Source organism: Curtobacterium sp. PhB128, from assembly GCF_004340725.1.
GTDB lineage: Bacteria > Actinomycetota > Actinomycetes > Actinomycetales > Microbacteriaceae > Curtobacterium.
Map to the genome: position 1 here is coordinate 281,689 of NZ_SLUR01000001.1, position 23,046 is coordinate 304,734.

Annotated in this window: 23 protein-coding genes; 22 read left to right on the forward strand and 1 reads right to left on the reverse strand. The window is 72.3% G+C overall.

Annotation, left to right across the window (positions count from 1 at the left end):
* Positions 1 to 3: 3 nt before the first annotated feature.
* From pyrR to EDF23_RS01310, 11 genes are read left to right on the forward strand one after another with little or no spacing between them, the layout of a single operon-like run.
* Positions 4 to 603, forward strand: coding sequence for a bifunctional pyr operon transcriptional regulator/uracil phosphoribosyltransferase PyrR (gene pyrR, locus EDF23_RS01260; RefSeq protein WP_111083911.1), 600 nt, complete (start codon positions 4 to 6; stop codon positions 601 to 603).
* A complete protein-coding gene (locus EDF23_RS01265) occupies positions 603 to 1,562 on the forward strand; it encodes an aspartate carbamoyltransferase catalytic subunit (protein WP_123294316.1) in 960 nt (319 codons plus the stop codon). Before pyrR ends, EDF23_RS01265 begins: the two co-directional genes overlap by 1 nt.
* The gene (locus EDF23_RS01270; RefSeq protein WP_123294317.1) at positions 1,559 to 2,917 is read left to right on the forward strand and encodes a dihydroorotase; all 1,359 of its coding nucleotides are present in this window, start codon (positions 1,559 to 1,561) and stop codon (positions 2,915 to 2,917) included. The genes EDF23_RS01265 and EDF23_RS01270 overlap by 4 nt, the downstream gene beginning before the upstream one ends.
* Positions 2,914 to 3,477 carry a hypothetical protein gene (locus tag EDF23_RS01275; protein WP_123294318.1) on the forward strand — a complete coding sequence of 188 codons (564 nt, stop codon included), beginning with the start codon at positions 2,914 to 2,916 and terminating at the stop codon, positions 3,475 to 3,477. Before EDF23_RS01270 ends, EDF23_RS01275 begins: the two co-directional genes overlap by 4 nt.
* The gene (gene carA, locus EDF23_RS01280; protein ID WP_123937797.1) at positions 3,474 to 4,673 is read left to right on the forward strand and encodes a glutamine-hydrolyzing carbamoyl-phosphate synthase small subunit; all 1,200 of its coding nucleotides are present in this window, start codon (positions 3,474 to 3,476) and stop codon (positions 4,671 to 4,673) included. The genes EDF23_RS01275 and carA overlap by 4 nt, the downstream gene beginning before the upstream one ends.
* Positions 4,673 to 7,966, forward strand: coding sequence for a carbamoyl-phosphate synthase large subunit (gene carB / locus EDF23_RS01285; protein ID WP_131920075.1), 3,294 nt, complete (start codon positions 4,673 to 4,675; stop codon positions 7,964 to 7,966). The genes carA and carB overlap by 1 nt, the downstream gene beginning before the upstream one ends.
* Positions 7,963 to 8,847 (forward strand): orotidine-5'-phosphate decarboxylase, encoded by an 885-nt coding sequence (gene pyrF, locus EDF23_RS01290; protein WP_279388183.1) that lies wholly within the window; start codon positions 7,963 to 7,965, stop codon positions 8,845 to 8,847. Before carB ends, pyrF begins: the two co-directional genes overlap by 4 nt.
* Positions 8,844 to 9,782, forward strand: coding sequence for a guanylate kinase (gene gmk / locus EDF23_RS01295; protein ID WP_131920079.1), 939 nt, complete (start codon positions 8,844 to 8,846; stop codon positions 9,780 to 9,782). The genes pyrF and gmk overlap by 4 nt, the downstream gene beginning before the upstream one ends.
* 27 nt (positions 9,783 to 9,809) lie before the next feature.
* The gene (gene rpoZ / locus EDF23_RS01300) at positions 9,810 to 10,073 is read left to right on the forward strand and encodes a DNA-directed RNA polymerase subunit omega (protein WP_114849971.1); all 264 of its coding nucleotides are present in this window, start codon (positions 9,810 to 9,812) and stop codon (positions 10,071 to 10,073) included.
* Positions 10,074 to 10,078: 5 nt separating this feature from the next.
* Entirely contained in the window at positions 10,079 to 11,290 is a 1,212-nt protein-coding gene (gene metK, locus EDF23_RS01305; protein WP_111083919.1) for a methionine adenosyltransferase, read from the forward strand.
* 8 nt (positions 11,291 to 11,298) lie between these two features.
* Positions 11,299 to 13,305 carry a primosomal protein N' gene (locus tag EDF23_RS01310; RefSeq protein ID WP_131920081.1) on the forward strand — a complete coding sequence of 669 codons (2,007 nt, stop codon included), beginning with the start codon at positions 11,299 to 11,301 and terminating at the stop codon, positions 13,303 to 13,305.
* Between the two features lie 210 nt (positions 13,306 to 13,515).
* Here the strand turns inward: EDF23_RS01310 and EDF23_RS01315 are convergent, their stop codons facing one another.
* Positions 13,516 to 13,971 (reverse strand): DUF4383 domain-containing protein, encoded by a 456-nt coding sequence (locus EDF23_RS01315; protein ID WP_123339707.1) that lies wholly within the window; start codon positions 13,969 to 13,971, stop codon positions 13,516 to 13,518.
* Between the two features lie 96 nt (positions 13,972 to 14,067).
* Between EDF23_RS01315 and EDF23_RS01320 the strand changes: the two genes are divergently transcribed.
* The 11 genes from EDF23_RS01320 to trpC all read left to right on the forward strand — a co-directional run bounded on the left by EDF23_RS01320 (position 14,068) and on the right by trpC (position 23,024).
* Complete coding sequence (locus EDF23_RS01320; RefSeq protein WP_131879626.1) at positions 14,068 to 15,003, forward strand: methionyl-tRNA formyltransferase; 936 nt, start codon at positions 14,068 to 14,070, stop codon at positions 15,001 to 15,003.
* Positions 15,000 to 16,574: a transcription antitermination factor NusB gene (locus tag EDF23_RS01325; RefSeq protein WP_243648771.1), complete on the forward strand. Its 1,575-nt coding sequence runs from the start codon at positions 15,000 to 15,002 to the stop codon at positions 16,572 to 16,574. The genes EDF23_RS01320 and EDF23_RS01325 overlap by 4 nt, the downstream gene beginning before the upstream one ends.
* Positions 16,575 to 16,618: 44 nt before the next feature.
* Positions 16,619 to 17,278 carry a ribulose-phosphate 3-epimerase gene (gene rpe, locus EDF23_RS01330; RefSeq protein ID WP_123294325.1) on the forward strand — a complete coding sequence of 220 codons (660 nt, stop codon included), beginning with the start codon at positions 16,619 to 16,621 and terminating at the stop codon, positions 17,276 to 17,278.
* A gap of 59 nt (positions 17,279 to 17,337) precedes the next feature.
* Complete coding sequence (locus EDF23_RS01335; RefSeq protein ID WP_111084162.1) at positions 17,338 to 17,601, forward strand: phosphoribosyl-ATP diphosphatase; 264 nt, start codon at positions 17,338 to 17,340, stop codon at positions 17,599 to 17,601.
* A gap of 70 nt (positions 17,602 to 17,671) precedes the next feature.
* Positions 17,672 to 18,511 carry an ATP phosphoribosyltransferase gene (gene hisG / locus EDF23_RS01340; RefSeq protein WP_111083926.1) on the forward strand — a complete coding sequence of 280 codons (840 nt, stop codon included), beginning with the start codon at positions 17,672 to 17,674 and terminating at the stop codon, positions 18,509 to 18,511.
* Complete coding sequence (gene hisF, locus EDF23_RS01345) at positions 18,508 to 19,293, forward strand: imidazole glycerol phosphate synthase subunit HisF (protein WP_243648772.1); 786 nt, start codon at positions 18,508 to 18,510, stop codon at positions 19,291 to 19,293. The genes hisG and hisF overlap by 4 nt, the downstream gene beginning before the upstream one ends.
* A 43-nt stretch (positions 19,294 to 19,336) precedes the next feature.
* On the forward strand, positions 19,337 to 19,783 hold the full coding sequence (hisI, locus tag EDF23_RS01350) for a phosphoribosyl-AMP cyclohydrolase (RefSeq protein ID WP_111083928.1): 447 nt from the start codon (positions 19,337 to 19,339) through the stop codon (positions 19,781 to 19,783).
* Positions 19,780 to 21,324, forward strand: coding sequence for an anthranilate synthase component I (locus EDF23_RS01355; protein ID WP_131920082.1), 1,545 nt, complete (start codon positions 19,780 to 19,782; stop codon positions 21,322 to 21,324). The genes hisI and EDF23_RS01355 overlap by 4 nt, the downstream gene beginning before the upstream one ends.
* Entirely contained in the window at positions 21,321 to 21,986 is a 666-nt protein-coding gene (locus tag EDF23_RS01360) for a Trp biosynthesis-associated membrane protein (RefSeq protein WP_123339700.1), read from the forward strand. The genes EDF23_RS01355 and EDF23_RS01360 overlap by 4 nt, the downstream gene beginning before the upstream one ends.
* The gene (locus EDF23_RS19075) at positions 21,983 to 22,222 is read left to right on the forward strand and encodes an HGxxPAAW family protein (RefSeq protein ID WP_159571188.1); all 240 of its coding nucleotides are present in this window, start codon (positions 21,983 to 21,985) and stop codon (positions 22,220 to 22,222) included. The genes EDF23_RS01360 and EDF23_RS19075 overlap by 4 nt, the downstream gene beginning before the upstream one ends.
* Before the next feature lie 16 nt (positions 22,223 to 22,238).
* The gene (gene trpC / locus EDF23_RS01370) at positions 22,239 to 23,024 is read left to right on the forward strand and encodes an indole-3-glycerol phosphate synthase TrpC (RefSeq protein WP_123294446.1); all 786 of its coding nucleotides are present in this window, start codon (positions 22,239 to 22,241) and stop codon (positions 23,022 to 23,024) included.
* The last annotated feature ends 22 nt before the right edge of the window (positions 23,025 to 23,046 follow it).

The following is a 23,046-nucleotide window of genomic DNA, read 5'->3' on the forward strand; positions in this document are numbered from 1 at the left end:
TTAATGCCGTCCAGTGAGGCGGGGAAGGGGGTCGACGTGGGTACCAGAACGGTCCTGCAGCAACCCGACATCACGCGCGCTCTGACGCGCATCGCACACGAGATCCTCGAGGCCAACCACGGCGGCTCGGACCTCGTCCTCCTGGGCATCCCGACCCGGGGCGCCGTGCTCGCCGAACGGCTGGGCCGCGTCCTGGCGGACATCGAGCCCGAGTGGCAGTCCGCGCGGGCGGGCATCGGATCCGAACGGGTCGGCACGCTCGACGTGACCATGCACCGGGACGACCTCGGGCACGGCATCGGTCGTGCCCCGCACCGCACGGTGATCCCCGCCGGCGGCATCGACGGCAAGGTCGTCGTGCTCGTCGACGACGTCCTGTACTCCGGTCGCACGGTCCGGGCAGCGCTCGACGCCCTGCAGGGGATCGGCCGGCCGCGCGCCGTCCGGCTCGCCGTGCTCGTCGACCGCGGCCACCGCGAGCTGCCGATCCGCGCGGACCACGTGGGCAAGAACCTGCCGACCGCCTCGGACGAGCGGGTCACCCTGCACCTGTCCGAGACCGACGGCGACGACACCGTGTTCATCGAGCAGGGGGTGGCGTGATGCGGCACCTGCTCTCCACCGCCGACCTGTCGCGCGACCAGGCCGTGCACATCCTCGACGTCGCCGAGGAGATGGCCGAGGTCAACACGCGCGAGGTCCGGAAGCTCCCGGCCCTGCGCGGCAAGACCGTCGTGAACCTGTTCTTCGAGGACTCGACCCGCACGCGCATCTCGTTCGAGGCCGCGGCGAAGCGCCTGTCGGCCGACGTCATCAACTTCGCGGCCAAGGGCTCGAGCGTCTCCAAGGGCGAGTCCCTCAAGGACACCGTGCAGACCCTCGGCGCGATGGGCATCGACGGCATCGTGATGCGGCACGGCTCGTCCGGTGCGCCGCGCGTGCTGGCCGACGCCGACTGGATCGACGTCCCCGTGGTGAACGCCGGCGACGGCACGCACGAGCACCCGACGCAGGCGCTGCTCGACGCCTTCACCATGCGCCGTCGCCTGCACGGTGCCGGGTCGCGTGGACAGGGCCTCGACGGCGTCCGGGTCCTGATCGTCGGCGACGTGCTGCACAGCCGCGTCGCCCGGTCGAACGCGTGGCTGCTCCGGACCCTCGGCGCGAGCGTGACCTTCGCCGCACCGCCGACGCTCCTGCCCGCGACGACGACGCCGTTCGGAGCCGCGGTGCACCACGACCTCGACGCCGCCCTGGCCGAGGACCCGGACGTCGTCATGACGCTCCGGATCCAGCAGGAGCGGATGGACGACGCGTTCTTCCCGAACCCGCGCGAGTACACGCGGCACTGGGGCCTGACGGCTGCGCGGTTCGCGCGGCTGTCCGAGCGCACACTGATCATGCACCCCGGTCCGATGAACCGCGGGCTGGAGATCGCCGGCGTCGCTGCCGACGACCCCCGTTCCACCGTGGTCGAGCAGGTCGAGAACGGCGTCTCGGTCCGCATGGCGGTCCTCTACCTGGCCCTGACCGGCACCGAACCGAAGGAGTCCGCAGCATGACCGCTCACCTGATCCGCGGCGCGCAGCTGGTCGACGGCTCGCGCGCCGACATCCGACTGCAGGACGGCCGCATCACGGCGATCGGCTCCGGCGTGGACGCGAGCGGTGCCACGGTCGTCGACGCCGACGGGCTCATCGCCCTGCCGGGTCTCGTCGACCTGCACACCCACCTGCGCGAGCCCGGTCACGAAGAATCCGAGACGGTCCTCACCGGCTCGCGCGCCGCGGCGGCCGGAGGCTTCACCGCCGTCAACGCGATGGCGAACTCGAGCCCGGTCGCCGACACCGCCGGGGTCGTCGAGCAGGTGCAGGCACTCGGCGACGACGCCGGCTACGTCACGGTCCGCCCGATCGGCGCGGTGTCGCAGGGGCTGCAGGGCACGCACCTGTCCGAGATCGGTGCCATGGCGACGAGCAGGGCGAAGGTCCGGGTCTTCTCGGACGACGGCTCGTGCGTGTCCGACCCGCTCCTAATGCGCCGCGCACTCGAGTACATCAAGGGCTTCGGCGGGGTGCTCGCGCAGCACGCGCAGGAACCCCGACTCACCATCGGCGCGCAGATGAACGAGGGCCGCCTGTCGTCGGAGCTCGGGCTGGCGGGCTGGCCGGCCGTGGCGGAAGAGGCGATCATCGCCCGCGACGTCCTGCTCGCCGACCACGTGGGCGCGCGGCTGCACGTCTGCCACGTGTCGACCGCCGGCAGTGTCGAGGTGATCCGCTGGGCCAAGTCCCGCGGCATCGACGTCACCGCCGAGGTCACCCCGCACCACCTCGTGCTCACCGAGGACCTCATCGCCGGGCACGACGGCGCCCCCGGGTACGACGCCCGCTACAAGGTGAACCCGCCGCTCCGGGCACGCGAGGACGTCGACGCCCTGCGCGCAGCCCTCGCCGACGGCACCATCGACATCGTCGCGACCGACCACGCACCGCACACCGCCGAGGCGAAGTGCTGCGAGTGGCCGGCGGCGGCGAACGGCATGGTCGGCCTCGAGTCGGCGCTGAGCGTCGTGCAGTCCGCCGTCGTCGCGTCGGGGCAGCTCGACTGGGCCGACGTCGCCCGGGTCCTGTCCGAGGCGCCGGCACGCATCGGTCAGGTCGAGGGCCACGGTCAGCGCATCACCGAGGGCGCGCCCGCCGAGATCACGCTCTACGACCCGACGGCCAGCCGCGAGTTCGCGGTCGCCGACCTCGCCGGACAGTCGCAGAACTCGCCGTACCTCGGCATGACGCTGCCCGGCCGGGTCGTCGCCACGTTCCACCTGGGCGCGCCGACGGTGCTCGACGGCCGCCTCGTCGACGCCGACACCGTCGCCGCGCACGCCGCGGCACTCCGGACGGGGGCGCGCGCATGAGCGGCGACGCCGCGCGCTGGTTGCTCGGCGGGGTGATCCTGCTCGCGGTGGCCGCGCTGTTCGTCGCCATGGCGCGCACCTGGCGGACGCGGACCAGGAAGCAGGCGGAATCCGTGCCTCCCGTCCCCGTCCCGACCACGATCGGACCGGAAGTCGGGTCCTGGGATGGTTTCTCCGTCGCGACGACCCGTGCCGACCAGCCGCTGGAACGCATCACCGCTGGCGGACTCGGGTTCCGGGGTCGCGGCGGCGTGCGCGTCCACGCGACCGGTGTGGTCCTGCGACTCGCCGGCGCGGACGACCGCTGGATCGCACGTGCTGCGGTCCGCGGGGCCGACCGCTCGACGTGGGCGATCGACCGGGTGGTCGAGCCCGGGGGACTGGTCCGTCTGCGATGGACGGCGACCGGCGCCGCAGGTGCGACGGACCTCGACACGTACTTCCGGTTCCCGGAGGGCGACGCAGCCGCGCTGCTCGCCCTGCAGGGACTGACCGAGACCGGGCCGCAGGCGACTGCGGCCGATGCCCCGCGAACCGCGGGCGAAGGGAAGAAAGCATGACACGCGAACGGGCCGTCCTGGTCCTCGAAGACGGCACCCGGTACGACGGCTGGGCCTACGGCGCCCGCGGGCGCACGCTCGGCGAGGTGGTCTTCGCGACCGGCATGACCGGCTACCAGGAGACGCTGACCGATCCGTCCTACGCCGGCCAGATCGTGGTGCAGACCGCACCGCACATCGGCAACACCGGCGTCAACGACGAGGACCCCGAGTCCCGTCGCATCTGGGTCGCCGGGTACGTGGTGCGCGACCCCAGCCGCGTGGTCTCGAACCACCGCGCGAACGCGTCGCTCGACGACCACCTGGTGCGCGACGGCATCGTCGGGATCTCCGGCATCGACACCCGCGCCCTCACGCGCCGGATCCGCGACGCCGGCGCCATGAAGGGCGGCGTGTTCAGCGGCGCCGACGCGACGCTGTCGGAGTCGGAGCAGCTGGACGCCGTCCGGTCGCAGGCCACGATGGCCGGCGCGAGCTTCTCGGCGATCGTGTCCACCCCGGAGACCTACGTCGTGCCGGCCGAGGGCGAGCAGATCGGCCGACTGGCCGTGCTCGACCTGGGCGTGAAGGCGTCGACCACCCGCTACCTCGCCCAGCGCGGCTTCGAGGTGCACGTCGTGCCGCAGGACATCTCCGCGGCGGCGCTCGAGGAGCTCGCACCGGACGCCCTGTTCTACTCGAACGGCCCCGGCGACCCCGCCGCGTCGGACGCCCAGGTCGAACTGCTCCAGGGCAGCCTGCGGACCGGTCGCCCGTTCTTCGGCATCTGCTTCGGCAACCAGCTGCTCGGCCGCGCGCTCGGCTTCGGCACCTACAAGCTGCCCTTCGGGCACCGCGGCATCAACCAGCCGGTGCTCGACACCACCACGGGCAAGGTCGAGATCACGAGCCAGAACCACGGCTTCGCGGTCGACGCTCCCCTGGGGCAGGTCCTCGAGTCGCCGGCCGGGTTCGGCCGCGTCGAGGTCTCGCACTACTCGCTGAACGACGACGTGGTCGAGGGCCTGCGGGCGCTCGACGTGCCCGCGTTCAGCGTGCAGTACCACCCCGAGGCCGCCGCTGGTCCGCACGACAGCATGTACCTCTTCGACCGGTTCGCGGACCTGGTGCGCGCGCGACGTGACGGGGAGCCGCTCGACGCGGCCACCGCCGACGCGACCACTCCCGCAGCAGACATCACCAAGGAAGCGAACTGATGCCCAAGCGCGCAGACATCAACTCCGTCCTCGTCATCGGTTCCGGCCCGATCGTCATCGGTCAGGCCGCCGAGTTCGACTACTCCGGCACCCAGGCGTGCCGCGTCCTCCGTGCCGAGGGCGTCCGGGTCATCCTCGTCAACCCGAACCCGGCGACGATCATGACCGACCCCGACTTCGCCGACGCGACCTACATCGAGCCGATCACGAACGCGTGCCTCGAGGAGATCATCCGCATCGAGAAGCCGGACGCCGTCCTGCCGACGCTGGGCGGCCAGACCGCCCTGAACGCGGCGATCGCGCTCGACGAGGCCGGCATCCTCGAGAAGCACGGCGTCGAGCTCATCGGTGCCAAGGTGGACGCCATCCAGCGCGGTGAGGACCGCCAGCTCTTCAAGGAGCTCGTGCTCGAGTCCGGCGCCGACGTGGCCCGGAGCCACATCGCCCACACGCTGGAAGAGGCGAAGGAGTTCGCGAAGGACCTCGGCTACCCGCTCGTCGTCCGCCCGTCCTTCACCATGGGTGGTCTCGGTTCGGGCTTCGCGTACGACGAAGCCGAGCTCGTCCGCTTCGTCGGCGACGGGCTGCAGTCCAGCCCGACGACCGAGGTCCTGCTCGAGGAATCGATCCTCGGCTGGAAGGAGTACGAGCTCGAGCTGATGCGCGACAACTACGACAACACCGTCGTCATCTGCTCCATCGAGAACGTCGACCCGGTCGGCGTGCACACCGGCGACTCGATCACCGTCGCCCCGGCGCTCACGCTCACCGACCGCGAGTACCAGAACATGCGCAACATCGGCATCGACATCATCCGTCGCGTCGGTGTCGACACCGGTGGTTGCAACATCCAGTTCGCCGTCGACCCGTCGAACGGCCGCCTGATCGTCATCGAGATGAACCCGCGCGTCTCCCGCTCGTCGGCGCTGGCCTCGAAGGCCACGGGCTTCCCGATCGCGAAGATCGCCGCGAAGCTCGCCATCGGGTACCGCCTGGACGAGATCCAGAACGACATCACGAAGGTGACCCCGGCCAGCTTCGAGCCGACGCTCGACTACGTGGTCGTGAAGACCCCGCGCTTCGCGTTCGAGAAGTTCCCCGCGGCGGACGCCACGCTCACCACGACGATGAAGAGCGTCGGCGAGGCGATGGCCATCGGCCGCAACTACGCGACGGCGCTGCAGAAGTCGCTGCGCTCGCTCGAGAAGCGCGGCTCGAGCTTCCACTGGGACACCCCGGCGTCGGAGCTCGACAAGGACGCCCTGCTCGCGAAGTCGTCCATCCCCACCGACGGCCGGATCGTCACGGTGCAGCAGGCCCTGGTCGCCGGTGCCACCGCCGCCGAGGTCTTCGAAGCCACGAAGATCGACCCGTGGTTCATCGACCAGATCGTGCTCATCAACGAGGTCGCCGCCGAGGTCGCGGCCGCCGACGAGCTCGACGCGGACACCATCCGCTGGGCCAAGGAGCACGGCTTCAGCGACACCCAGATCGCGGCGCTGCGCAGCACCCCGGAGCACCCGGTCAGCGAGCAGCAGGTCCGCGACGACCGGCAAGCCCTCGGCATCCGCCCCGTCTTCAAGACCGTCGACACCTGCGCCGGCGAGTTCCCTGCCCTGACGCCGTACCACTACTCGTCGTACGACGCCGAGACCGAGGTGGTCGCGAGCGACCGCAAGAAGGTCGTCATCCTGGGCTCCGGCCCGAACCGCATCGGCCAGGGCGTCGAGTTCGACTACTCCTGCGTGCACGCGTCCTTCGCGCTGAGCGACGCCGGGTTCGAGACGATCATGATCAACTGCAACCCCGAGACGGTCTCCACCGACTACGACACCTCGGACCGTCTGTACTTCGAGCCGCTCACGGCCGAGGACGTCCTCGAGGTCATCGAGGCCGAGGCGGCGTCGGGCGAGCTCGTCGGCGTCGTCGTGCAGCTCGGCGGGCAGACCGCCCTGGGCCTGGCGAAGCCGCTCGAGGCGGCGGGGATCCCGATCCTCGGCACCAGCCCGACGGCGATCGACTCCGCCGAGGAGCGCGGCCAGTTCTCCGCCATCCTCGACGCCGCGGGGCTGCTCGCGCCGCGCAACGGCACCGCCCACGACCTGGCGAGCGCGACCGCCGTGGCCGAGGAGATCGGCTACCCGGTGCTCGTCCGCCCGTCCTTCGTGCTCGGCGGCCGCGGTATGGAGATCCTGTACGACTCCCCGTCGCTCGCCGACTACTTCGACCGGATGGCGGACCAGGCGATCATCGGCCCGGAGCTCCCGCTGCTCGTCGACCGGTTCCTGGACGACGCGGTGGAGATCGACGTCGACGCGCTCTTCGACGGTGAGCGGCTCTACATCGGCGGCATCATGGAGCACCTGGAAGAGGCCGGCATCCACTCCGGTGACTCCGCCTGCACCCTGCCCCCGGTCGGCCTCGGCCGCGCCGAGATCCAGGGCGTCGTCGACGCGACCGAGAAGATCGCCCGCGGCATCGGCGTGCAGGGTCTGCTCAACGTCCAGTTCGCCATCGGCGCCGGCGTGCTCTACGTCCTCGAGGCGAACCCGCGCGCCAGCCGCACGGTCCCGTTCGTCTCGAAGGCGCTCGGCATCGCACTGGCCAAGGCCGCGTCGCGCATCATGACCGGCACGAGCGTCGACGAGCTCGTCGCCGAGGGCATGCTGCCGGCCCGCGACGGGGCGTTCGTCCCGATGGAGGCCCCGGTCGCCGTCAAGGAGGCCGTCCTGCCCTTCCGCCGCTTCCGCACCCGCGAGGGTCAGGTCGTCGACTCGGTCCTCAGCCCCGAGATGCGCTCCACCGGCGAGGTCATGGGCATCGACCGCGACTTCCCGCGGGCGTTCCTCAAGTCGCAGGACGCCGCGTACGGCGGCCTGCCGACCAGCGGCACGGTCTTCGTGAGCGTCGCGGACACCGACAAGCGCGCCATCGTGCTGCCGGTGCACCGCCTGCAGCAGCTCGGCTTCACGATCATCGCAACCGAGGGCACGGCGGAGATCCTCCGCCGCAACGGCATCGAGGTCGGCATCGTCGGCAAGTACAGCCAGGGCGGCGAGAGCGTCGTCGACCTGCTGACGCGCAACGAGGTCGACATCGTCATCAACACGCCGTCGGGTGCCGCCGGTCGTGCGGACGGGTACGAGATCCGAGCGGCCACGGTCGCAGCGGACAAGCCGCTGTTCACGACGATCGCGCAGATCGGTGCGGCGGTCGCGGCGATCGAGACGATCGGCACGCCGCTCAACGTCCGGAGCCTGCAGGACTACGCGCGGGAGCGCGCCACCTGGTGAGCGACGGACGATCGGGAGGCCCGGCCTCCTTCGGCGATCGGCTCGCGTCCGCGATGCGCGAGCGTTCACCGCTCTGCGTCGGCATCGACCCCCACGCCACCACCCTGGCGGCGTGGGGGCTCGGTCGCGACGAGCAGGGACTGGCCGCCTTCGGCGCGGCCCTGGTCGACGCGGCCGCCGGCCGCGCGGCGATCGTGAAGCCGCAGATCGCGTTCTTCGAGGCGGCGGGGGTGGCGGGCTACCGCGCGCTCGACGCGACGATCCGTCGTGCACGCGATTCGGGCCTCCTGGTCGTCGCCGACGTGAAGCGGGGCGACATCGGGTCGACCGGTGACGACTACGCACTCGCGTGGCTCGACCGTGACGGGCCGTTCGCGGCCGACGCGATGACGGTGTCGCCGTACCTCGGCTACGGCTCGCTCAGCGGGACGGTCGACGTCGCTCGGCGGAACGGTGCCGGGGTCTTCGTGCTCGCCGCGACGAGCAACCCGGAGGCGCGGGTGCTGCAGACCGCGGTCCTGGCGGAGGGCCCGCGTGCCGGGCGGTCCGTGGCTGCCGGTATCGTCTTGGACGTGGCAGACGACAACCGGGCCGCGGGCGACCAGGCCCTCGGCGACGTCGGGCTCGTGCTCGGCGCGACCCTTCACCTCGACGACTTCGGCATCGACGCGGACGCGATCGGCACCGCGCCGGTGCTCGCCCCGGGCTTCGGTGCCCAGGGCGCCCGGATCGAGGACCTCCGTGCGCTGTACGGTGCGCGCGCCGAACAGGTGCTCGTGAGCGAGTCGCGCGGTCTGCTGACCGACGGTCCGGACGGGGTCGCGGCACTCGTGTCCGACCGCGCCGACCGGATCCGCGCCGCCCTCGGGGCCGCAGCATGACCACCGACGGCGACCGCTCCGACGGCACCGACCTGCCGGCCCACCGCACGCCACCAGAGGTCGACCGCGTCGCGGCGGCCCAGGCAGCGGTCGCCGCGCGACGCGCCCGGGCCGCGGTGAAGTCCCAGGTCGCGTCGGGGGAGCGCTCGGCGCTCGAGGTCGCACGGTCTGCATGGGACGACGCCCTCGTCGACACGACCTCCGCGGAGCGCTCGCTCCGGGTGCGCGACCTGCTCGTCAGCCTGTCCGGCATCGGTCCGGCGCGTGCCGAGTCGATCATGGGCTCCCTGCGCATCGCGCCGTCGAAGCGTCTCGGGGGCCTCGGCACCCGGCAGCGCACGGCCCTGGCCGACTGGCTCGCCGCGCGCGGTCGCAAGCGCGGTGCCTCGAAGCTCGTCGTCCTCGCCGGGCCGACGGCGGTCGGCAAGGGCACGGTGAGCGCGTACATCCGCGAGCAGTACCCGGACGTGAACCTCAGCGTCTCCGCCACGACCCGGAAGCCCCGCCCGGGCGAGGTCGACGGTGTGCACTACTACTTCGTCGACGACGCCGAGTTCGACCGGATGATCCGCGAGCGCGAACTGCTCGAGTGGGCCACGGTGCACAACTCGTACCGGTACGGCACCCCGCGCCCGCCGATCGACCGAGCGCTCGACGCCGGCGAGCGGGTCATGCTCGAGATCGACCTGCAGGGTGCTCGCCAGGTCCGTGACGCGATGCCCGAGGCCGTGCTCGTGTTCCTGCTGCCCCCGACGTGGGAAGAACTGGTGCGTCGACTCATCGGCCGCGGCACCGAGTCACCCGAGGAACAGGCGCGTCGACTCGACACCGCGAAGGTCGAACTGGCCGCCCAGGACGAGTTCGACGTCCGCATCGTGAACTCCGATGTCGGCACCGCGGCACGACAGGTCGTAGACTTGTTCTCTGCGCCCTGACGGGTGCACCGACGACGAGGAGACTCCATGGCCAACCCCCAGGGCATCATCGACCCGCCCATCGACGACCTGCTCAGCAAGGTCGAGTCGAAGTACGCGCTCGTCATCTTCGCTTCCAAGCGCGCGCGTCAGATCAACGACTACTACGCCGACCTGCACGAGGGCTCGCTCTTCGACAACGTCGGCCCGCTCGTCGACTCGACGATCGACGACAAGCCGCTGTCCGTGGCTCTCCACGAGATCAACGAGGACAAGCTCACCGTCACCAAGCAGCAGCAGCCCTCCGACTGATCCCGGTGACTGCAGCTGCTCTGCGCCTCTTCACGTCCGAGTCGGTGACCGAGGGGCACCCCGACAAGATCTGCGACCAGATCTCGGACAGCATCCTCGACGCACTGCTCACGGTGGACCCGCACGCTCGGGTCGCCGTCGAGACGATGGTGACGACCGGCCTCGTGCACGTCGCGGGCGAGGTCACGACCTCGGGCTACGTCGAGATCCCCAAGCTCGTCCGTGACGTCATCACGGGCATCGGCTACAACTCGTCGGACGTCTCCTTCGACGGCGCCACGTGCGGCGTCGAGGTGTCGATCGGTGCGCAGTCGCCGGACATCGCGCAGGGCGTCGACGAGTCGCTCGACTCCCGCACCGGCGCGGTCGATCCGCTGGACCGTCAGGGTGCCGGAGACCAGGGCATCATGTTCGGCTTCGCGACGAACGAGACCCCCGAGTACATGCCGGTCGCGATCTGGCTGGCACACCGCCTGGCCGAGCGTCTGGCCGCCGTGCGCAAGTCCGGCGAGCTGGCGTTCCTGCGCCCGGACGGCAAGACGCAGGTCACCGTCGGCTACGACGGCGTCGTGCCGAAGACCGTCGAGACCGTCGTCCTGTCGACGCAGCACTCGCCGAGCGTCACGCTGGAGCAGCTCACCGCCGAGATCACCGAGCACGTGATCCGTCCGGTGCTCGACCTCGTCGACCTCGACTCCTCGCACGTCGACGTCATCGTCAACCCGACGGGTCGCTTCGAGATCGGTGGCCCCCAGGGCGACGCCGGACTCACCGGCCGCAAGGTCATCGTCGACACCTACGGCGGGGCCTCCCGTCACGGTGGCGGCGCCTTCAGCGGCAAGGACCCGTCGAAGGTCGACCGCTCGGCGGCGTACGCGCTGCGCTGGGTCGCGAAGAACGCGGTCGCCGCGGGCCTCGCCGACCGGCTCGAGGTGCAGGTCGCCTACGCGATCGGCCGCGCGAAGCCCGTCGGGCTCTACGTCGAGACCTTCGGCACCGGACACGTCGACGACGCCACGATCGAAGCCGCGATCCGCCAGGTCTTCGACCTGCGTCCGGCCGCGATCATCCGCGACCTCGACCTGCTCCGTCCGATCTACGCGCAGACCGCGACGTACGGACACTTCGGCCGCGAGCTCCCCGGGTTCACCTGGGAGCAGCTCGACCGCGTCGAGGAACTCCGCGCCGCCGCAGGGCTCGTCACCGCCGCCGTCTGAGGCACCGCGTGACCACCGTCGCGCGCGTCGTCCTCGACTCGCCGCTCCCGCAGTTGGACCGTCTGTTCGACTACCGGGTGCCGGCCGAGCTCGAGGACGACTGCGTGCCGGGGGTCCGGGTGAAGGTCCCGCTCCGCACCGGGGCCCGGATGTCCGACGGCTACGTCGTCGAGATCGTCGACGAGGGCGACTACCCGGGTGAGCTCAGCGCGATCGAGACCCTGGTGTCACCCGTCCCGGTCCTGGCTCCGGAGATCTGGAAGCTCGCCCGTGCCGTGGCCGACCGTGCCGCCGGTGTGGCGTCGGACGTCCTCCGTCTGGCCGTGCCGACCCGCCAGGTCCGCGCCGAGAAGGCCTGGCTCGCGCGGGACACCTCGTGGTCCCCGCCCCCGGTGTCCGCCCCGCCGGTGACCGGCTACACCCCGGGCATGCTCGAAGGCGTGATCGCCGAGCACGATCGCGCTGCGGTCGCGGCGGTTCCCCACCCCGTGGCGCTGGCCGGGCCCACCAGCGACGAGGGCGACGGCGACTCCGATCCGATCTGGGTGCCCGGCTGGGCGGCGACCCTCGCCCAGGCCGCTGCCCACACGCTGGCGAGCGAGCAGTCCGCCGTCATCGCCGTCCCCGACTTCCGCGACGTCATCGACCTCGAGCGCGCGCTGCTCGCGGTGCTGCCGCCGGAACGGGTCGTGCGCTTCGACGCCAAGCAGACGAACGGTCAGCGGGCCAAGGCACTGCTGCAGGCGCGGACGCACCCCGTCGTCGCGATCGGCAACCGCACGGCGGTGTACGCACCGGCGACCGACCTCGGGCTCATCGCGATGTGGGACGACGGCGACGCCTCGTTCATCGAGCAGCGCGCGCCGTACGTGCACACGCGTGACGTCGCCCTCGTGCGGGCAGCGCAGTCGGGCGCCGCACTGCTGTTCGTCTCGCACGCCCGCAGCACCGACGTGCAACGGCTCGTCGAACTGCACTGGCTGCAGGACGTCACGCCGTTCCGTGTGAAGACCCCGAAGGTCATCCCGACCGTGCAGCAGACCTCGGCCGAGGGGTACGCCGCGCAGGCACGCATCCCGAGCTCCGCGTGGCGTGCCGCGCGCGAGGCCAGCCAGCACGGCCCGGTGCTCGTGCAGGTCGCGAGCCCCGGGTTCGGCACCGGACTCGTCTGCGCGGAGTGCGGTGAGCGGGCGCACTGCCGGATCTGCGGCGGTCCGCTCGGCAGCCCGCACCGCGGTGCCACGCCGCAGTGCCGGTTCTGCGGTGCCCTCGCCGTGGGGTTCCGCTGCCCGACGTGCGGCAACGGCAGCGTGAAGCCCGTGGGACAGGGCGCCCAACGCACCGCCGACGAACTCGGGCGGGCGTTCCCCGGCACCCGGATCGTGGTGGCCGACGGCTCACGCCCGCTCGACGAGGTCCCCGCGCGGCCCTCCGTCGTCGTCGCGACCCGTGGCGCCGAGCCGAGCGTGCCCGGGGGCTACGCGTGCGTGCTGTTGCTCGACGGCGAGAAGATGCTCGCGCGCGAGGGGCTGCGCGTGCAGGAGGACGTGCTCCGGTTCTGGACGAACGCCGCCGCGAAGGGCGCTCCCGGGGCCGAGGCGTACCTGGTCGGCATCGGCGGCAAGCTCGCGACGGCGATGGCGCTCTGGCGGCTCGACGGTCCCGCGCACGACGAACTCACCGACCGGCGCGAACTGCACTTCCCGCCGGCGGTCCGCGTCGCGACGATGACCGGCACCGACGAGGCCGTCACCGCTGCGGTCGAGGCCCTCGAGGGTGCGACCGCGGGCCCGGTGCTCGGCCCGGTCCCCGTCGAGGACGACGCCCTGCCGGGCACGGTCCGGGCGATCGTGCGGTTCCCGTACGCGCACGGTGCCGAGGTCGCGGCGACCCTGAAGGCCGAGGTCATCCGGCGGTCGTCGACCCGGCGGGTGCTGAAGGGCGGCAACCGGCGACGGGCGGCACCGACGCTGCGGGTCCGGCTCGACGACGCCGAACCCTTCAGCGAGGTCTGACCCGCACCGGCCGTCGGGGCGGGGCCTCCGTGGCAGAGCTGCGCCGCGCCTCCCGGGCCGTGTGCGTTCGCACCTTGCGACGTTCCACGCGTCGATCACCTCGTGTTCTGTCGGCCGATGCGCACGCAACCGATGCGTGTGCACCTTCCGACGATCCACGCGTCGACCGACGAGTGGTTCGTCGCGAAACGAGTCCGCCGCGCCGCAGCGTCAGGCGCGCACGGCCCGCCCGCCGACGCGCGGGAACACCACGCCGAGCGCGACCATCCCGACCGCGAGCACGAGGTGCAGCCAGTTGTCCGCCCAGTTCAGCGGTACGAAGTTCGCGCCGAAGGAGTGCCCCGCGGTGAACAGCCCGTAGACCCAGAGCACGAAGTAGACGACCCCGCCGAGCACCAGGTACATCCGCGACCCGGTGGCGTACCCCGCCGCGAGCACCCCGACGACCCCGAACAGCAGGTGCACGACGTTGTGCAGCACCGACACCTGGAAGACCCCGAGCAGCATCGCCATCGACCCGTGGCCGGCACCCGCGAGCGAGCCGGACGTCAGCCCGGGCACGAACCCAGCGATGCCGACGAGCAGGAACACGACGCCGACGAGCAGCGCGACCTTCTGGATGCTGGACCCTGCGAAGCGGTCGGTGGACGTGGTGACATCGGACATGGGAACCCCTCTCGTGCTGTGCCGCAGACCGTACCCACCCGGCGCGGGCCCGGTTCGGGTCAGTCCACCGAGCGCGCGCGTGGGAGGATCGAACCCATGCGTCTCGTCGTCGCCGGCAGCCCCGCTGCGGCCGTCCCCACCCTCCGCCGTCTGGCGGCGTCCGACCACGAGATCGCCGCGGTCCTCACGCGTCCGCCGACACCGCAGGGCCGGAAGCGCGTGCTGACCCCGACACCGGTCGCGCAGGTCGCCGCGGAGCTCGGACTGCCCGTCATCGAGGCGAGCCGCGTCGACGACGACGTCACCGCGCGCATCGCCGACCTCGACGTCGACCTCGGTGTCATCGTCGCCTACGGCGCGTTGCTCCGCCGTCCCGCGCTCGACGCCCCGCGCCTCGGCTGGGTCAACCTGCACTTCTCCGACCTGCCGGCGTACCGCGGCGCGGCGCCGGTCCAGCGGGCCGTGATGGCGGGGGACACCCGCACCGCCGCGTCGGTCTTCCAGCTCGTCGAGGCGCTCGACGCCGGCCCGGTGTTCGCGGCGGACCCGTTTGAGATCGACCCGGAGGCGACCGCCGGCGAGGTCCTCGCCGCCATGGCGGAGTCCGGCGCCGAGACCGTCGCCCGGGTGGTCGACGCCATCGCCGCCGGCACGGCCGTCGCGACCGAGCAGACCGGCGAGCCGACGCTCGCACCGAAGACGACCATCGACGACGGGCGCATCGACTTCGGTGCTCCGGCGGCGGTCGTGCACGCCCGTCTGCGCGGGGTCACCCCCGAGCCCGGCGCGTACGCCCACCTCGGCGAGACCCGCGTGAAGCTGCTCCGCAGCAACCGCCTGACAGGAGGCCCCGCGGACCCCGCCCCGCAGCTCGCGCCCGGTGCGCTGGCACTCCACGGCGGTCGGCTGCTGGTCGGGACCGGTGACACTCCGCTGGCGCTGCTCGAGGTGCAGCCGGCCGGCAAGAAGGCGATGGACGCCGCAGCCTGGGCCCGTGGCCTGGGCGAACTGGACGGGAAGGTCCTCGCATGAGCCAGCCGACGAACACCCGGGGCGCCCGCCGCGGTCCCCGTCCCGCGAACGCCCGTCGTGTCGCGTTCGACGTGCTCCGCGCCGTGCAGGTCGACGACGCGTACGCGAACCTGCTGCTGCCGACACGCATCCGTCGTGCCGGCCTCACCGCGCGCGACGCCGCGTTCGCCACCGAGCTCACCTACGGCTCGATCCGGATGCTCGGTCGCTACGACGTCATCATCGCGCTGGCGTCGGGTCGTCGGCCGGAGAACATCGAGGCCGACGTCCTCGACGTGATGCGGCTCGGCGCCCACCAGCTGCTCGCCATGCGCACCCCGACGCACGCCGCGGTCGACGCCACGGTCGAGCTCGCCCGCGAGGTCGGTGCCCGCCGTGCCACCGGCTTCGTGAACGCCGTGATGCGCAAGATCGCCGCGCGCACCGACGACGAGTGGGACGCGCAGATCACCGAGGGCCGTGGTGGCGACGCCCTGCTCGCCACGCGGTGGTCGCACCCGGTCTGGGTCGTCTCGGCACTGCGCGACGCCCTCGCCGCCGAACGCTCCCGCGACGAGCTCGCCGCCCTGCTCGCCGCCGACAACGCCGCGCCCCGGGTGCAGCTCGCGGCGCTGCCCGGGCTCGCCACCGACGAGGACATCGCCACCGCGACCACGCGCACGGTGCTCGACGAAGACGCAGACGCCGATGCCGCGTTCGCCGACGCGAACGGCGCGGCGGACGTGCCGGCGACCCTGGTGCCCGCCGACGACGAACCGGAGGCCGACGGCGCGACCGGCACCGTGCCTCCCGTCCGGACCGCCGACCCCGTGCCGGCCGCCGACGCCCTGCCGGTCTCGCCCGTCGGGATCCGGGGCATCTCCGGTGACCCCGCGCGCGTGCCGGGCGTCGCTGCCGGGCGCCTGCGCGTGCAGGACGAGGGCTCGCAGCTCGCCGCCCTCGCGCTGAGTCGGTCGTCCGCGGTGCGCGAGGGCGAGCGCTGGCTCGACATGTGCGCCGGCCCCGGCGGCAAGGCCGCGCTGCTCGCCGCCGAGGCGCAGCAGGGCGGCGCGACCCTCGTCGCGAACGAACTCGTGCCGGCACGTGCCGGACTCGTGCGGAACGCCCTCGGGGTGTTCGGCGACCACGTCCGCGTCGTCGAGGGCGACGCCAGGCGCTACGGCCGCGACGGCACCGGGATGACCTTCGACCGCATCCTGCTCGACGCGCCGTGCACCGGCCTGGGCGCCCTGCGTCGGCGTCCGGAAGCACGCTGGCGGAAGACCCCGGAGGACGTCCAAGAGCTCGCGGCCCTGCAGACCGAGCTGCTCGACGCCGCGGTCCGGGTGCTCGCACCGGGTGGGACGCTCGCGTACGTCACGTGCTCACCGCACCTGGCCGAGACGCGCGGGCAGGTCGACGCGCTGATGGGGCGGCACGGGGGAGTCCTCGAGCAGCTCGACACCGCGACGATCGTCCGGGGGGTCGCCGCGCGCGACCCGGAGATCGCGGACGGCGCGACGGCGCAGCTCTGGCCGCACCGGGTCGGCACGGACGCGATGTTCATCGCGTTGTTCCGTCGCGTCGGCTGAGGCCGTCGAGCGGGGCGTCGCGCTCGCGCCGGTAGGCTTGCCCGGTGACGATCCGCATCTCGCCGAGCATCCTGTCCGCCGACTTCGCGAACCTCGAGCGTGAACTCCACCGCATCGAGACCGCCGACCTGGTGCACGTCGACGTGATGGACAACCACTTCGTGCCGAACCTGACGCTCGGGCTGCCGATCGTCGAGCGCCTGCAGCAGGTCTCCCCGGTGCCGCTCGACGTGCACCTCATGATCACCGACGCCGACGTCAACGCACCGAAGTACGCCGAGACCGGTGCGTCGAGCGTGACGTTCCACTTCGAGGCCGCGGACGACCCCGTGGCCACGGCCGCCGCGATCCGCTCGAACGGGGCCCGTGCCGCCGTCGCGGTGAAGCCCGGCACCCCGATCACCCAGGTGCTGCACCACCTCGACGCCTACGACATGATCCTGCTGATGACCGTCGAGCCCGGCTTCGGCGGGCAGTCGTTCATGCCGTCCGTGATGCCGAAGCTCGCCGACGCCCGTGCGGCGGTCGACGCCTCGGGGCTCGACGTGTGGCTCGAGGTCGACGGCGGCATCTCGGTGGACACCGTGCCCGAGGCCGTGCGCAGCGGCGCCGACACGCTCGTCGCCGGGTCGGCCGTGTACGGCGGTGAGCCCGCCGCGCGGATCACGGACCTGCGCGAAGCGGCCGCGCGGGCGCGGGCATGAGCGCGACCCGTCCGGACGGTACGTCGGCAGCGTCAGCGGAGACCGGTAGCCTGGACCGCGTGAAGACGTTCGACGACCTGTTCCAGGAGCTCACCGAGAAGGCGCGCACGCGCCCCGAGGGCTCCGGCACCGTCGCCGAACTGGACGCCGGCGTGCACCAGATCGGCAAGAAGATCGTGGAAGAAGCGGCCGAGGTCTGGATGGCGGCCGAGTACGAGGGCGACGAGCGCACCTCGGAGGAGATCTCGCAGCTCGTGTACCACCTGCAGGTCCTCATGGTCGCGAAGGGGCTGTCCCCGGCGGACATCTGGCGACATCTGTAGGACGCGCTCGGGCACTGCCCCTGCACCGACCTCGATCCGCCACGACCCCGACCAGAAAGCAGACCCCCTGATGCTCCGCATCGCCGTGCCCAACAAGGGCTCCCTGTCCGAGACCGCGTCCGACATGCTGCGCGAGGCCGGGTACGCCGGTCGCCGCGACCCGAAGGCGCTGCACCTGCTCGACGAGCGCAACGGCGTCGAGTTCTTCTTCCTCCGCCCGCGGGACATCGCGACCTACGTCGGCTCCGGCGCACTCGACGTCGGGATCACCGGCCGTGACCTGCTGCTCGACTCCGGTTCCGAGGCGCACGAGGTCGATGCGCTCGGCTTCGCGGACTCCACGTTCCGGTTCGCCGGCACGCCGGGCCGGTACAGCACCCTGCAGGACCTCGACGGCGTCCGCGTCGCGACGAGCTACCCGGGCCTGGTCGGCGACTTCCTCGCCCGCCACGGGGTGACGGCGACGCTCGTCAAGCTCGACGGGGCCGTCGAGAGCGCGGTGCGTCTCGGTGTCGCCGACGCCGTGGCCGACGTGGTCTCCACGGGCAGCACGCTGCGGCAGGCCGGCCTCGAGATCTTCGGTCCGGTCATCCTCGAGTCGACCGCGCTGCTGGTGTCGACCGACGAGACGATCCCGGGCATCGACGTGCTCCGCCGTCGGCTGCAGGGCGTGCTCGTCGCCCGCGGCTACGTCATGCTCGACTACGACATCCCCACCGCGCTGCTCGAGCAGGCGACGGCCGTCGCGTCCGGCATCGAGTCGCCGACGGTGTCGCCGCTGCACGGCCGCGACTGGTCCGCGGTGCGCGTGATGATCCCGCGCGACGACGCGAACCTCATCATGGACGCCCTGTACGACCTCGGTGCCCGCGCCATCCTCGTCAGCCCGATCCACGCGGCACGACTGTGACCGCGGCTGCCACGGCGCCGGGCGGCGTGGCCGTCCGTGTCATCCCGTGCCTCGACGTCAAGGGTGGCCGGGTGGTCAAGGGCGTGAACTTCCTCGACCTCCAGGACGCCGGTGACCCGGTCGAGCTCGCCGCGCGCTACTACGAGCAGGGCGCCGACGAGCTGACCTTCCTCGACGTCGGTGCCACGGTCGAGAACCGCGCCACGATGTACGACACGGTCACCCGCACCGCCGAGCAGGTGTTCATCCCGCTCACGGTCGGTGGCGGCGTCCGTTCCGTCGACGACGTGTCCCGCCTGCAGCAGTGCGGCGCGGACAAGATCGGCGTGAACAGCGCCGCGATCGCCCGGCCCGACCTCGTCGGCGAGATCGCCGACCGGTTCGGCGCGCAGGCCGTGGTGCTGTCGCTCGACGTCAAGCGCTCCGACCGGACTGCGTCCGGCTTCGTGGTCACCACGCACGGCGGCCGCACGGAGACCGACATCGACGCGATCGCCTGGGCGTGCGACGCCGTCGAGCGGGGTGCGGGGGAGCTGCTCGTCAACTCCATCGACGCGGACGGCACGAAGAACGGGTTCGACCTCGAGCTCGTCGCCGCGGTGCGGTCGGTCGCGCGGGTCCCGGTCATCGCCTCGGGAGGCGCGGGTCGGGTCGACCACTTCGCCCCGGCCGTCGACGCGGGTGCGGATGCCCTCCTCGCCGCGTCCGTCTTCCACCGTGGCGAGATGACGGTGGGCGACGTCAAGGCCGCGCTGCGCGCGACCGGCCACGCCGTCCGCTGAACCGCCGCCGCCCGCTGATCCGCCGCCGTAGGCTAGGAGTCTCATGACCGACAGCACCAGCACCGACACCGACGCGGTCCTCGACCGCGCACGTTTCGGTGCGGACGGGCTGCTCCCCGCCATCGTGCAAGAGGAGTCGTCGAAGGACGTCCTCATGCTCGGGTACATGGACCGGGAAGCGCTCCGCCGCACCCTCACCGAGGGGCGCGTGACCTTCTGGTCGCGGTCGCGGAACGAGTACTGGCGGAAGGGCGACACGTCGGGGCACGCGCAGTACGTGCGCGACGCGGCGTTCGACTGCGACGCCGACACCCTGCTCGTCACCGTGCAGCAGGTCGGGGCCGCGTGCCACACCGGGGCGCACCGCTGCTTCGACGTCGATCCGCTCGCGCCCACGACGGCGTCAGCCCCGACCGGCACAGCGGCGTCGGCGCCGACGGACGCGACCGCGTCTGCCCCGGCCGACACGGCAGTGGAGGCGACCCGATGACGACCGCGACGATCTCCGATGCGCCGCACACGACCTCCCGGCCGGAGTTCGACGCGCTGCTGAGCGACCACCGCGTCGTCCCGGTGGTGCGCGCGCTCTACGCTGACAGCGAGACGCCGGTGGGTGTCTACCGGAAGCTCGCCGACGGCCGGCCCGGGTCGTTCCTGCTGGAGTCCGCGGGCCAGGGCGGCCTCTGGTCGCGCTGGTCGTTCGTCGGTGTGCGCAGCTTCGGCGTCCTCACGCAGGAGGGCGACCGCGCCGCCTGGATCGACACCGGCATCGACGCCGAACGTGCGGTCGGCTCACTCGACGGCGAACCGCTCGAGGTCCTGGCACGCTTGCACGAGCGCTGGGCCACCCCGCGGGTGCCCGGCTCCCCGCCGCTCGTCGGCGGGACGGTCGGGTTCATCGGGTGGGAGGCCGTGCGCCAGCTCGAGCACCTGCCGAACGTGCCGCCGGCCGACTTCGACGTGCCCGGACAGGCGCTGTCCTTCGTCTCCGAGCTCGTCGCGCTCGACCACCGCACGGGGCTCGTCCTGCTCGTCGCGAGCGTGCTGAACGACGGCACCGACGACGCCGACACGCTCTGGTCCGACGCGCAGCGCCGCCTGGACCGCCTGCAGGCCGACCTCGTCCAGCCGAGCGTCGCGACCGTCGCCGAGGCGTTCGAGATCGCCGAGCCGACGCCGACGCACCGTTCCACGCCGGACGAGTACATGGCCGCGGTGGAGCGCTCGAAGGAGTTCATCCGCGACGGCGACGTGTTCCAGGTCGTGATCTCGCAGCGCTTCGACCACGAGGTGACCGCCGACCCGCTCGACGTGTACCGGGTCCTCCGGACGCTGAACCCGAGTCCGTACATGTACTTCCTGGCCCTGGCGGACACCGCCGACGAGCGGTACTGGATCGTCGGTGCCTCGCCCGAGGCCCTGGTGAAGGTGCAGTCCGGCCGCGCCATCACGCACCCGATCGCCGGGTCGCGTCCACGTGGTGCGACCCCGGAAGAGGACGTCCGCTTCGGCGACGACCTGCTCGACGACCCGAAGGAACGCGCCGAGCACCTGATGCTCGTCGACCTGGCCCGCAACGACCTGCAGAAGGTCTGCGAGCCCGGCACCGTCGCGGTCACCGAGTTCATGACGGTCGAGCGCTTCAGCCACATCATGCACCTGGTGTCGAGTGTCGAGGGTGCGGTGCGCGCGGGGATGTCCGCCATCGACGTGTTCCGGGCGACGTTCCCGGCCGGCACCCTGTCCGGCGCGCCGAAGCCCCGCGCGCTGGAGATCATCGACGAGCTCGAGCCGGCGAAGCGCGGTGCCTACGCCGGTGTCGTCGGCTACTTCGACTTCGCCGGTGACGCGGACATCGCGATCGCGATCCGCACCGCCCTGATCAAGGACGGCGTGGCACGGGTGCAGGCCGGGGCTGGCCTGGTGGCGGACTCCGACCCGGCCACCGAGCACGAGGAGACCATCAACAAGGCGGCGGCACCCCTGCGGGCCGTGGCCACGGCGAACCGGATGCGCGAGGTGCGCTCGTGAAGCGCTCGCGCCCGATCGTCGTCGTCGCCGGACTGCTCGTCGCCGGCATCATCATGCTCGCGTGGACGCAGACCTGGTTCACCGTGGACCTGCACGCCGGTGCGGCAGTCACCTCGACGGTCGACGCCGACGGGGCCGCGGTCGTGCCGCAGTACACCGCCCTGGCGATCGCGAGCCTGGCCCTGTTCCTCGCGATGACCATCGCCGGCCGGGTGCTGCGCATCGTGCTCGCGTGCGTCGAGATCCTGCTCGGACTCGGCGTCGTGGTCAGCGGCATCACCGCACTCGGTGACCCGGTCGCCGCGGCGAAGGGTGCCGTCGGCGCGGTGGCCGGGGTCAGCGACCTGACCGCCGTGCGCCGCGTCGTGTCCGGCGTCGACGTGTCGCTCTGGCCGGCCGTCGGCATCGCCGGTGGGGTCCTGGCCGTCCTGCTCGGTGTCGTCGTCATCGTGGTGCAGCGTGCGTGGCCCGGTCCGAGCCGGAAGTACGGCGCGGCGACCGCGGGAGCCGCCGCCGACGCCCGCGCCGCAGCCCCGGTCGTGCGCGACGCCGTCGTGGACTGGGACGACCTCAGTGCTGGGGTCGACCCGACCGACGGCACGGTAGGATCGGATGGGCGTCGGTCGACCGACGACGCCGGAGCAGAACGAGGAGCACCGTGAGCAACACTGAGCCCGCAGAACTCGGCGAAGGCCACTCGCCGGCCGCCTGGACCGCCGTCGTGATCATGCTGATCGGATTCGCGGCAGGCACGCTGTTCTTCTGGTTCGACCAGCCGTGGGGCGTCTGGGTCTCCGCTGCCGTCGTCGTCATCGGTCTGGTCATCGGCGCGGTCATGGCGAAGGCCGGCTACGGCGTGAACGGCCCGAAGTACGTCGCCAAGCACCACGCCGAGTAGGACTCGCATGCCGAACGTGCTCGAGACCCTCGTCGCGGGCGCGCTCGAGGACGCCGCCGCCCGTCGTGTCGACCGCCCGTACTCGGACGTCGAACGCGACCTCGACCGGGTGGCGTCGCCGCTCGACGCCCTCGCGTTCCTCGCCCCGGGCGACCGGGTGAAGATCCTCGCCGAGGTCAAGCGCGCCAGCCCGTCCCGTGGCTCGATGGCCCCCATCGAGGACCCGGCCGCCCTCGCTGCCGACTACGAGCGAGGTGGCGCGTCGACGATCAGCGTCCTGACCGAGGGGCGCAAGTTCCTCGGCAGTCTCGCCGACCTCGAAGCCGTCAAGGCCCGCGTGGGCATCCCCGTGCTGCGCAAGGACTTCATCGCCGACCCGTACCAGGTCGTCGAGGCCCGAGCTGCCGGCGCCGACGTCGTGCTGCTCATCGTGGCCGCGCTCGAGCAGCAGCAGCTGGTCGAGCTCCACACGCTGGCCGAAGAGCTCGGCATGCGCGTGCTGGTCGAGGCGCACTCCGCCGACGAGGTCTCCCGTGGCCTCGACGCCGGTGCGCGGATCCTCGGCGTCAACGCGCGCGACCTCACCGACTTCTCGCTCGATCGCGACCTCTTCGGGTCGCTCGCCGACCGCATCCCCGACGGGGTCGTGCGCGTCGCCGAGTCCGCCGTCGCAGGTCCCGCCGACGTCGCCCACTACCGCGCAGCGGGTGCCGACGTCGTCCTGGTCGGGGAAGCGCTCGTCACGGGTGCCGACCCCGCCACCACCCTCGCGTCGTTCATCGAGGCCGCCGACCGCGGCTGAACGTTCCACCCGTCCGACCACC

Bases quoted from the DNA above. Each gene is read 5' to 3' on its own strand.
- pyrR (WP_111083911.1), top strand. From the start codon at position 4: ATGCCGTCCAGTGAGGCGGGGAAGGGGGTCGACGTGGGTACCAGAACG.
- EDF23_RS01265 (WP_123294316.1), top strand. From the start codon at position 603: ATGCGGCACCTGCTCTCCACCGCCGACCTGTCGCGCGACCAGGCCGTG.
- EDF23_RS01270 (WP_123294317.1), top strand. From the start codon at position 1,559: ATGACCGCTCACCTGATCCGCGGCGCGCAGCTGGTCGACGGCTCGCGC.
- EDF23_RS01275 (WP_123294318.1), top strand. From the start codon at position 2,914: ATGAGCGGCGACGCCGCGCGCTGGTTGCTCGGCGGGGTGATCCTGCTC.
- carA (WP_123937797.1), top strand. From the start codon at position 3,474: ATGACACGCGAACGGGCCGTCCTGGTCCTCGAAGACGGCACCCGGTAC.
- carB (WP_131920075.1), top strand. From the start codon at position 4,673: ATGCCCAAGCGCGCAGACATCAACTCCGTCCTCGTCATCGGTTCCGGC.
- gmk (WP_131920079.1), top strand. From the start codon at position 8,844: ATGACCACCGACGGCGACCGCTCCGACGGCACCGACCTGCCGGCCCAC.
- rpoZ (WP_114849971.1), top strand. From the start codon at position 9,810: ATGGCCAACCCCCAGGGCATCATCGACCCGCCCATCGACGACCTGCTC.
- EDF23_RS01315 (WP_123339707.1), bottom strand. From the start codon at position 13,971: ATGTCCGATGTCACCACGTCCACCGACCGCTTCGCAGGGTCCAGCATC.
- EDF23_RS01320 (WP_131879626.1), top strand. From the start codon at position 14,068: ATGCGTCTCGTCGTCGCCGGCAGCCCCGCTGCGGCCGTCCCCACCCTC.
- EDF23_RS01325 (WP_243648771.1), top strand. From the start codon at position 15,000: ATGAGCCAGCCGACGAACACCCGGGGCGCCCGCCGCGGTCCCCGTCCC.
- hisG (WP_111083926.1), top strand. From the start codon at position 17,672: ATGCTCCGCATCGCCGTGCCCAACAAGGGCTCCCTGTCCGAGACCGCG.
- hisI (WP_111083928.1), top strand. From the start codon at position 19,337: ATGACCGACAGCACCAGCACCGACACCGACGCGGTCCTCGACCGCGCA.
- EDF23_RS01355 (WP_131920082.1), top strand. From the start codon at position 19,780: ATGACGACCGCGACGATCTCCGATGCGCCGCACACGACCTCCCGGCCG.